Below are 9,751 nucleotides of genomic sequence, written 5' to 3'. Positions count from 1 at the left end.
CCTCTTACGAGATAAAAAGAAAAAAAATCCTTTGATCCAATCCTATTATTTATAAGAAGAGGTAATTCTAAATTCTAAATTATTGAAAGTCAAATTCACACCAAACCTGTTCTCAAAGCAACAACCGCTGCTTTAACTCGGTCGTCAACTGCTAGTTTATTCATAATACCTTTAACATGAGTTTTAATAGTATTGGGACTCAAAAAAAGGTCTTTAGCAATTTCAGTATTAGTCTTACCCTCTACCAACAATTTTAAAACATCTAATTCTCTAGATGACAAATTAGCTGAATTTTCTGGCACTGCTGGTGATGCTGGTTGCAAATTTTGAATCACCATTCTCCCCACTTGTGGATCTAGATAAGTAGCACCATCTATAGCAGCAGTAATAGCAGATATCAACCTTTCTATACTCGCCCCCTTTACACAATATGCATCTGCGCCACTAGATAATGCACCCAGAACTTCTTGCTGACTATCGTGAGATGTAAGTACAACCACTCGTGTATCTGGGAGTTTTTCCTTAATTTGCTGAGTAGCTGCAATGCCATCAAGTTCTGGCATGGCAATATCCATAACTACTAAATCTGGTTTTTTTTCGATCGCTTCTGACACACCCAACTTACCATTATCTGCTAACCCTACTATTTCAATATTGGAATAATCGCCCAAAACTTGCTCTAACCCAAGTTGCATCATTGGATCATCATCCACAATTAAAATTCGTATCTGCTCTTGTTGACTGGTTGTTAACTTTTCCATAATTACCTTTTTATTTTCCTGATTTCGTATTTGCTCTTGTTAACCAAAAAATAAGGTCTATACCCTCCCCTTTTCAGGGGATAATAAAGTTCGTTAGCGTTTGCGATAGCTTTCCTTACGGAAAGCTTACCATAGGGTGGGATGGCAAGGTCTCAGAACCATATCCATGAGACCAAGAGAAAAGAGAATTCCGTATTTTCGTAGCCTCCCTATTACAGGAGGTACTGATAACTGATAACTGATAACTGATAACTGAAGTGACTGATTATTAACTGTTCCATAATTACCTTTTTATTTTCCTGATGTTGACGAGCGTCAACTGATTTTTAACACTTGTACTGACTCACCTGTCCTTATCAAAGTTTCATTCAATGGTACAACTGCTAAACCTGTACTACCAGCTAAATTAATTAAATTTCCAGAGCTGTGACTGCCTCCCGCAAGTTGAAATTCATGGCCATTTCTTCCTGATTTTAGTTGACCCCATAGATAAGTTTCTCTTTTGCCGTTGGAGTGTAAATCTTGAAGCGATCGCGCCGTGACAAATTCTGGCCCCCATGCTGCTTGCTCTACTCCTGCCAATTTTTTTAGTGCTGGTTGGACAAACCGCCAAAAACTCACTAAGGCTGAAACTGGGTTTCCTGGCAAACCGAAATATACACATTGAGCATCAGCAAATTTCGCAACAGTTAATGGTTTTCCTGGTTTAACTGCCACAGAATGAATATGAATTTCTGCTCCTAACTCTTTGAGAATATCTTCTACATAATCATAGTCTCCTACTGAGACTCCTCCGGTGGACAGTAAAAAGTCTGTAGTTGCGATCGCTTCAGCTATAGTTTTTTTCAATATTTCTCGTTCATCTGGGACAATACCCAGTCGTATTACTTCTGCACCTGTTTGTGCTACAGCTACTGCTAAGGCATATTGATTTGAGTCTACTAACTGACCTGGTTGTAGGGGTTGGTCTGGCGTGACTAATTCGTTGCCTGTGGACAATATTCCGACTCTAGGTCGGCGATAAATTGTTATTTCTGGACATTGAAGTGCTGCTAATACTGCTATTTCTGAAGCACCTAAGATAATTCCAGGCTGGAGTAAGGGAGTACCAGCGGTATAAAATGAACCACGATATCTTACAAATTCTTGGGGTTTTGGGGTTTCTTGGATGAGTACTTTGTTGCCTTGTCGTTGAGTTACTTCTTGCATGACTACTGTATCTGCTCCTACAGGCATACAAGCACCTGTAAATATACGAGCTGTTTGTCCTGGTTGAACTTGCTGTTGAGGTTGATACCCGGCTGGAATTTCTTCTATTATTTCTAAGGCTGTTGGATTTTCGGGACTAGAGTTTTTGACATCTGTAAATTTGACTGCATAGCCGTCCATTGCTGAATTATCCCAGTGGGGAAAATTCAGTTTACTGGTGACTGGGGTGGCTAATATGCGCCCCGATGCGGTTAAGAGGTCTACTTTTTCTACATCCCTCTGGGTATTTAAGGGTTGTACTAGGTTTAAAATGATTGACTCTGCTTGGTCAACTGGTAGCATTTTCAATCTATAATATAAGATTTGCGTCATTTTAATTATAGATTGTATTTGACATCCTTTCTCTTTTGTTTTTGTTCTTGTTGAAGGGTATCAAGCCTTTTCTAATTCTTAGTTGAATAAAAAGTCATGCGTAGGTGCGAAAACATCAAACTATACAAATAGTATCATGGATTTTTTCTGAATGCAACCCAGTTGACCTGGCAAAAATTTTATGAAGCTCTAGAAAATGAAAAAATTGATATAATGTCTGCTTAAAAATTAGCGATCGCTGTTTAAGATAAGGTGGGCAAATCTCAAAAGGTTGACCATGAATCTAAATACATGACTATTGGCCCACTCTACAGACTACTTTGGGGTGAAAAATTTCAACTGAATATGATATTTTTAGCAATTAAGTTTCCTCAGAGTTATCTTTAGCCTCACCAATTGTTTGCTGTGCAGCGTGGCGAATATGAATAATCCGAACTCTAGAAACTTCTTGACTCTCTACAATAGTGAAAATAATTCGATATGAATTACGCCCCCTACCGTAGATAAGTTGCCGAATTTCTTGACTGAAGTAGTCATTTTCTCGCGCTAAAGGACAACGCTTTGGCATTTCTGATAGAGATTCTATAGTTTTTAACAACTCTTGATACCAATGTCTTGCTGTTTCAATTGATGCAACTTGACACAACCATTGAAATGCTGTATCTGCTTCTGCTTCTGCAACACTAGAAATTTCTATTTGATACTTCATTCTTCTAATGCCAAATTATATTTACGGCGTTGTGCTTCAGCAAACTCATCAAAAGAACGAAATCGTCCATTTTCAAAATCATCTAACCCTTGCTGAATAGCTTTAATAGCTTCTTCGGTATCAGCAGTTTCCCACTCTAAAACTCTGGCAAGTAATTCGCTGACAACTAGGGAAATATCCTGTCCCTTTTGACTTGCTTTTTCCTGGAGTTGTGCTTCTAATTCTGGAGTCAGGTTAATTGTAATTGACATATATTGTTGATATTTTGATTGATAATTTAATTTTATTTATATTAACATAGTGGGCAGGCGATCGCTCCTTTTCAGTTGCTAAAGTTCAAAAAGTTGATATTTTGAGCAGACAAGATTAGAATTAAAGGTAAATTTACCAATTATGAATTCTGAATTCTATAGTTTACAGCGCTTTTCTTTTCAGATATTACAATTCAACCATAATAATGAGTAAATTAGAAAAGGGTAAAAATGGCTGCTAAAGATAAATTTCATGCTGTGGTTAGAATTGCTTTGGAAAAGGAAAAATGGCAGATAACCGACGATCCCCTGTTACTGGAAGTAGGCGGAACTAAATTTGAAATTGATTTAGGTGCAGAACAATTATTAGCAGCAGAGCGCGGTGAAGAAAAAATTGCAGTTGAGATTAAAAGTTTTTTGACTGATTCGCCATTAACAGATTACCATGGTGCTTTAGGACAGTTCTTGAATTATCGGTTAGCTTTAGAAATTAGCGAGCCAACACGAATTTTATATTTAGCAATACCTGTGCTTGCTTATAATACTTTTTTGAAGCGGGAATTTGCCCAAATATCTTTAGAAAGGTATGAAATAAAACTAATTATTTATGACCCAAAACAGGAGGTAATATCATGTTCGGATAAACACTAACTATAAAGTCATTGCGACTGGAACGGAGTGGAAGGAAGCAATCTCAAGAGTTTGAAGTGTCTCTTCCATCTATATCCTAATCATAACTATTCAACCGAACATGATATAATTGTAAGATGGATAAATTAGAATCTTATCGCAATATTATTCAGTCTTTATTAACAGTTTATGCTGCTATACCCATATCAAATGGTCAGATAGATAATTACACGGTTTTTGATACAAAACAAGACCATTATATGGTTATGAATGTAGGATGGGATGGTTATCGGCGAGCTTATGGTTGTGTTTTACATTTGGATATTAAAGGAGAAAAGATTTGGGTAGAGCAAAATATGACGGAAATCAGAATTGCTCAAGAACTTGTGGAACAAGGAGTACCAAAAGAAGATATTGTTCTGGGATTTCAAGCTCCTGAAATGCGGGAATATACTGATTATGGAGTTGCTTAATTGAGGAAAAGAAAAGCTAGACATAAATTCGGGCCCGAACTTTTTCAGTTATAGCGCTACGCATTAAGGTTAGGACATGAATAGAAGCTGTTTGCGCAGCATTCCGTAGGAAAACTCTTTTGTATTCTCCTGTTGCCTGTTGCCTGTTGCCTGTTGCCTTGCGCGTAGCGCTATATCAGTTATCAGTTATCAGCAAAACTGAGCAGACAAAATTCGATCTCCCCTACTCCCCTGCTCCCTCACTCCCCTACTCCAGAAATTGTTGCCGACAAAGTTGGAGATTTTTTCGCGCCATCTTAGTATGAGGATGTTCCCCACCTAATTTTTGTTCTAAAATATCCAGTGTTTTTTTGAACAAAGGTTCTGCTGCTTCGTATTTCCCTTGAGAATAATATAATCCTGCTAGGTTGTTGAGGTGGGTGGCAAGTAATGGATGATTTTCCGGTAGGGTAATTTTGGCGATTTCAATAGCTTGCAGGTACAAAGGTTCTGCTGCTTCGTACTTCCCAAGAGATTTATATAATAAAGCTAGGTTGTTGAGGTGGGTGGCAAGGTTGGGATGATTTGCGGGTAGAGCAATTTTGACGATTTCAATGGCTTGCAGGAACAAAGGTTCTGCTGCTTCGTACTTCCCAAGAGATTTATATAATAAAGCTAGGTTGTTGAGGTGGATGGCAAGCTGTGGATGATTTTCCGGTAGGGCGATTTTGTCGATTTCAATGGCTTGTTGGTACAAAGGTTCTGCTGCTTCGTATTTCCCTTGAGAACGATATAATTCTGCTAGGTTGTTGAGGTGGATGGCAAGCTGTGGATGATTTTCCGGTAGGGCGATTTTGTCGATTTCAATGGCTTGTTGGTACAAAGGTTCTGCTGCTTCGTATTTCCCTTGAGAACGATATAATTCTGCTAGGTTGTTGAGGTGGATGGCAAGTTCAGGATGATTTTTCGGTAGGGCGATTTTGACAATTTCAAGAGCTTGTTGGTACAAAGGTTCTGCTGCTTCGTATTTCCCTTGATAATAATATAATTCTGCTAGGTTGTTGAGACTGCTAGCAAGGGAGGGATGATTTTCCGCTAGGGCGGTTTTGTCGATTTCAATAGCTTGCAGGAACAAAGGTTCTGCTGCTTCGTATTTCCCTTGATAATAATATAAACTTGCTAGGTTGTTGAGACTGCTAGCAAGAGAGGGATGATTTTCCGCTAGGGCGGTTTTGTCAATTTCAATGGCTTGTTGGTACAAAGGTTCTGCTGCTTCGTATTTCCCTTGATAATAATATAAACTTGCTAGGTTGTTGAGACTGCTAGCAAGAGAGGGATGATTTTCCGGTAGGGCGGTTTTGACGATTTCAATAGCTTGCATGTACAAAGGTTCTGCTGCTTCGTATTTCCCAAGAGATTCATATAATAAAGCTAGGTTGTTGAGATGGGTGGCAAGCTGTGGATGATTTTCCGGTAGGGCGATTTTGTCGATTTCAATGGCTTGCAGGTACAAAGGTTCTGCTGCTTCATATTTCCCAAGAGATTCATATAATAAAGCTAGGTTGTTGTAGAGAGTCGCAACATCAGAGTTATCTTTATCCAGCCGTTTTTCTGCTATTTCTTTACCCTTCTCTAACCAAGGTTGTGCCTGTGGATAAAATCCTTGACCTTCATAAAACCGACCTAACCTATTAAAAGGAACAATCAAATCATCATCACTCAAATACTCAGTTAAATTTTCTGCTACCTCCTCAATATGAGGAATATCAACCTCAACTTCCTGAACTTGCTGCCGTGTAATTGTAATTTCATCAGGAATTTTCCTCGCCGCCTCCACCATCGCCTCAACAAAACCACGCCTCAACTCATCCACCCCCGAATATTCTCTCAACTTCATCTGCAAAAATTCCCGCACCAAAGGATGCAAACTATAAATCCCATACTCAACACCCTTCAACAAATGCAGATTTAGCAAATCCCCAATAGCAATTTCCCAAACCTCCAACTCCTCATCATCCTCTATTTGATCCAACGACAAACGAAAAGGAGCCAAAGCATACAACCCCAACCGCAAACCTATTTCTTGAGTCTTTTTATCCAACCTATCCCAACTCAAAGCGATCGCCTCTGCCACACCATTAGGATAATTAATCAACTCATTAGCCAACATCGCCCGATGTTCCAGACTTTTTCCCTGTAAACGCTGGAGCATTTTTGTCAAAGCCAAATTATCCCTATTCAAAGTCTCCCAATACTGATCTAAAAATTGCCCCACTAATTGAATCGCCAGAGGCAAATAACCCAACCATTTCAAAAGTTCCCTGGCTTTTGCTGACTGGGGTTCCTGCAAAACTCTTTTTCTTGGCAACAATATAGACTTTAATAACTCCATCGCTGCCGAAGGTGTCAATACATCCAGAGGCAAGGACTGAAATGCCGAACCAAGATATTTACGAGTCGTCAGCAGTACCCGAAACCGAGACAAGTCGGGAGGCAAAAAAGGCTTTACCTGAGTTTCGTAGTCAGTCACATCATTATAAATAAGTAACGCCTCTCCCTCACACCAATGTTGCCAACAGTAGTGCAACTTTCCGGGTAATTCTTCCTCTTCCGGGAGAATAAGTCCGAGATTATTCTGAGCAAACATGAGTATCTGAATACCCACATTCTCGGCAGGTACTTCCAACCAACAGATACCACCAGGGTAAGCAGACTTATTACCATGAGCGTATCGACGGGAAAGTTCCGTTTTACCCACACCCCCCATTCCCGAAATAGAAGTAACAGCAACCCGTTGATTATTTTTTAGCAATGCGTCGAGTTGGGCAAGTTCGTTTTCCCTACCCACAAAAACCTTATTGTCTAAATATTCCTCCCCAGGAATATAGTATTTTTGGTTAGGATGTTGAGATTGGGTACTTTTCTTTGTCGGTGCCCCTCCCGACGTCTGCTGTCAAAAGTTAACTGGAGCATTAAATGTGGGATTTTGAATAACTACATTATTATTATGATCCCTATTTACAGCACTTCCAGTAATAGTGCTTTCCTGAAACAGAGCATTAATATTCTCAGCAGTTACGGTTCCTTGAGACTTCATTTGTTCCAACTTCGCCTCAAGATTTTTCACATATTCTGGATGTTCCTCTTTAGCAACCGCAACCACATCAATAATATCTTGGTTAAGTTCCGAGTTTTGATTGGCCACCGCCTCCATTTCCCGTATCGCTCGCTCAAAATCTTCAGGAAAAGGATTTTCTTGTGCAGGTTTCAAAGCAGCAAAAGTATTCCCAGGCATTCCTTTTATCCGTTGCCATAACTTACCCGCTAGCTCAAAAGTCTTTTCACTTAAACCCTCCCCTGCTTTTTCCACATATTTATTTAAAAGAAGGTAGGCGATCGCTGTTGCAGTTAATTCTATAGGTTCCATTATTTATATTCCTCAAGAAGTTAATAAATAAAAAATAAATTCTGATTATAATTACACCAATATATTAGACTTTTCCGAAAAAGATATAGACTTTTTGTAAAAGTAAAGAATAGGGAAGATATTTTTAGGAAAAAAACAGGGGAAATCATTTTTTGAGTTATTACCGAATTATTAATTATTAATTATTAAATAATTTTGGTTTAAAGCCTCCCCTTTTAAGGGAAAAAAAAGCGGTTGAGGGATGGATGGGTTCCCTAAGCATATCCAATCAACCAAGAGAAGAAATAATATCTCCTTCTATTCAATTCCGTAACGGTTTTAACCAGAGGTAATTATCAATTATCCATTATCAATTAATGAAACTCTACTTTATAGCAAATAAAGAGCAAGTTTATTTTCTGGATACATCTATTATCTACAAAAATTAGGCAAAATTACTAAATTGACAAACTAATACTAATTGTGATAATAAACTATTTTGTACACTGATAACTGATAACTGATATGACATCTCTAACTGCCGAACAATACAAACAGAAAATGCAGCGTCGCAAAGAAGTACAAGAACAACGAGTATCTCAAGCTGCTCGGGAAAAAGGCTTAATTATTGTCAATACTGGCAACGGTAAGGGCAAAACCACGGCAGCATTGGGTATGGTAATGCGCTCCTTAGGTCATGATTATCGAGTGGCAATTGTTCAATTTATCAAAGGTGCTTGGGAACCCGCAGAAAAAAGAGTGTTTACTACATGGGGCGAACAATTATCTTTTCATGCTTTGGGAGAAGGCTTTACTTGGGAAACTCAAGACCGCGATCGCGATATTAAAAAAGTTTATGAAGCTTGGAATTTGGCTTTATCTTATATCCGCAACCCAGATTTTAAATTAGTATTACTTGATGAGATTAATGTTAGTTTGAAATTGGGTTATTTAAAGTTAGAAGACTTGTTAGCTGGTTTAGAAGAGAAACCAGAAGATTCTCATGTTATTCTTACAGGTAGGGGTGCCCCTCCAGAATTAATTGAAAGGGCAGATTTAGTTACAGAAATGAAGATGATTAAGCATCCTTTTAGAGAACAAGGTGTGAGGGCGCAACCCGGTATTGAATATTAATATCTGCAAGGAGCAAATTTAGCTTTTTACTTAGTTAGATTTAGGTAATATTAAACGAAAAATTGTTGTTTAAAGCCTTCCCTTTTAAAGAGATAAAAAGAAAAAATTTCCTTAAGCATCAATCCTATCCGTTTTAAAGGAGAGGTAATAATTAATTATTAATTATTAATTATTAATTGTTAAAATTACCAAGCCAAATTTTGATGGTTAGTTTGGCAAGTACTTAATATCCTGGCATCATTTTCACTAACACGGTCGATCCAATGATATTTTTGTAAATCTACTATGTAATCAGAAGCACTATTATCATAACTATCTACAACTTTTACATCTAAGCTATTTTGCTCATAAATTCCATAAAAGCAATAAAAAGCTGAATGAGGTAAATAAACAGCGCCTATGACTTTACCATTTTGTAGCTTGAATACAAAATACTCATTCTGAATTTGCTCTGGCTGTGGAGACTGACCAAAAAGGTAAATTCCATTACTCAGCAATGTACGATCATCATCTGTTTTTGAAGAAAATTTGGGCCTTTCTTCTTTATATTTAAGAGAAATAGTTTTATACTGTACTATTGGCCTATCTACTGAATTATAGGTCAATATTAAGTAGGTGGCGATCGCCACTAACCTAAAAATCACGAATATTACTTAATTGTTATCTACACCATTATCATATCTTTATAAAAGGATAAAAATCTATTGTTTTAACAATTTGTGTTAGTTTCTCAAAGTGAAGAAGGAAGAAGGAAGAAGGAAGAAGGAAGAAGGTAAAATCTGGCATTGTCTAATTTTACTGAAACTCCCGCCTGTTCCCTGTTCCCT

Annotated in this window: 10 protein-coding genes; 3 read left to right on the top strand and 7 right to left on the bottom strand. The window is 37.9% G+C overall.

The annotated features are described in order from the left end of the window. Positions 1 to 95: 95 nt before the first annotated feature. The 4 genes from F6K54_RS32830 to F6K54_RS32815 all read right to left on the bottom strand — a co-directional run bounded on the left by F6K54_RS32830 (position 96) and on the right by F6K54_RS32815 (position 3,302). Positions 96 to 728 carry a response regulator transcription factor gene (locus tag F6K54_RS32830; RefSeq protein ID WP_293087425.1) on the bottom strand — a complete coding sequence of 211 codons (633 nt, stop codon included), beginning with the start codon at positions 726 to 728 and terminating at the stop codon, positions 96 to 98. 348 nt (positions 729 to 1,076) lie between these two features. Then, a complete protein-coding gene (gene glp, locus F6K54_RS32825) occupies positions 1,077 to 2,312 on the bottom strand; it encodes a gephyrin-like molybdotransferase Glp (protein WP_293087422.1) in 1,236 nt (411 codons plus the stop codon). 391 nt (positions 2,313 to 2,703) lie between these two features. Further along, a complete protein-coding gene (locus tag F6K54_RS32820; RefSeq protein WP_293087419.1) occupies positions 2,704 to 3,051 on the bottom strand; it encodes a type II toxin-antitoxin system RelE/ParE family toxin in 348 nt (115 codons plus the stop codon). Continuing rightward, the gene (locus tag F6K54_RS32815; protein WP_293087416.1) at positions 3,048 to 3,302 is read right to left on the bottom strand and encodes a hypothetical protein; all 255 of its coding nucleotides are present in this window, start codon (positions 3,300 to 3,302) and stop codon (positions 3,048 to 3,050) included. The genes F6K54_RS32820 and F6K54_RS32815 overlap by 4 nt, the downstream gene beginning before the upstream one ends. A 231-nt stretch (positions 3,303 to 3,533) precedes the next feature. Here F6K54_RS32815 and F6K54_RS32810 point away from each other — a divergent pair, with 231 nt between their 5' ends. Both F6K54_RS32810 and F6K54_RS32805 read left to right on the top strand, forming a co-directional pair. Then, positions 3,534 to 3,953: a XisH family protein gene (locus F6K54_RS32810; RefSeq protein WP_293087413.1), complete on the top strand. Its 420-nt coding sequence runs from the start codon at positions 3,534 to 3,536 to the stop codon at positions 3,951 to 3,953. A 116-nt stretch (positions 3,954 to 4,069) separates the two neighbouring features. Continuing rightward, complete coding sequence (locus F6K54_RS32805) at positions 4,070 to 4,405, top strand: XisI protein (protein WP_293087410.1); 336 nt, start codon at positions 4,070 to 4,072, stop codon at positions 4,403 to 4,405. Between the two features lie 247 nt (positions 4,406 to 4,652). On the opposite strand, the gene F6K54_RS32800 is transcribed toward F6K54_RS32805, so the two are convergent. Together F6K54_RS32800 and F6K54_RS32795 are read right to left on the bottom strand one after the other, a co-directional pair. Further along, positions 4,653 to 7,232, bottom strand: a complete 2,580-nt coding sequence (locus F6K54_RS32800; RefSeq protein WP_293087407.1) for a tetratricopeptide repeat protein — start codon at positions 7,230 to 7,232, stop codon at positions 4,653 to 4,655. A 105-nt stretch (positions 7,233 to 7,337) separates the two neighbouring features. Further along, positions 7,338 to 7,811, bottom strand: coding sequence for a hypothetical protein (locus F6K54_RS32795; protein WP_293087404.1), 474 nt, complete (start codon positions 7,809 to 7,811; stop codon positions 7,338 to 7,340). A 504-nt stretch (positions 7,812 to 8,315) separates the two neighbouring features. On the opposite strand from F6K54_RS32795, the gene cobO reads away from it, so the two are divergent. Beyond that, positions 8,316 to 8,924, top strand: coding sequence for a cob(I)yrinic acid a,c-diamide adenosyltransferase (cobO, locus tag F6K54_RS32790; RefSeq protein WP_293087401.1), 609 nt, complete (start codon positions 8,316 to 8,318; stop codon positions 8,922 to 8,924). Between the two features lie 185 nt (positions 8,925 to 9,109). Here the strand turns inward: cobO and F6K54_RS32785 are convergent, their stop codons facing one another. Continuing rightward, on the bottom strand, positions 9,110 to 9,568 hold the full coding sequence (locus F6K54_RS32785; RefSeq protein ID WP_293087399.1) for a hypothetical protein: 459 nt from the start codon (positions 9,566 to 9,568) through the stop codon (positions 9,110 to 9,112). Positions 9,569 to 9,751: the final 183 nt, after the last annotated feature.

The sequence above is a fragment of the Okeania sp. SIO3B5 genome (assembly GCF_010692555.1).
Lineage (GTDB): Bacteria > Cyanobacteriota > Cyanobacteriia > Cyanobacteriales > Microcoleaceae > Okeania.
This window is presented reverse-complemented; position numbering and strand designations above follow the sequence as displayed.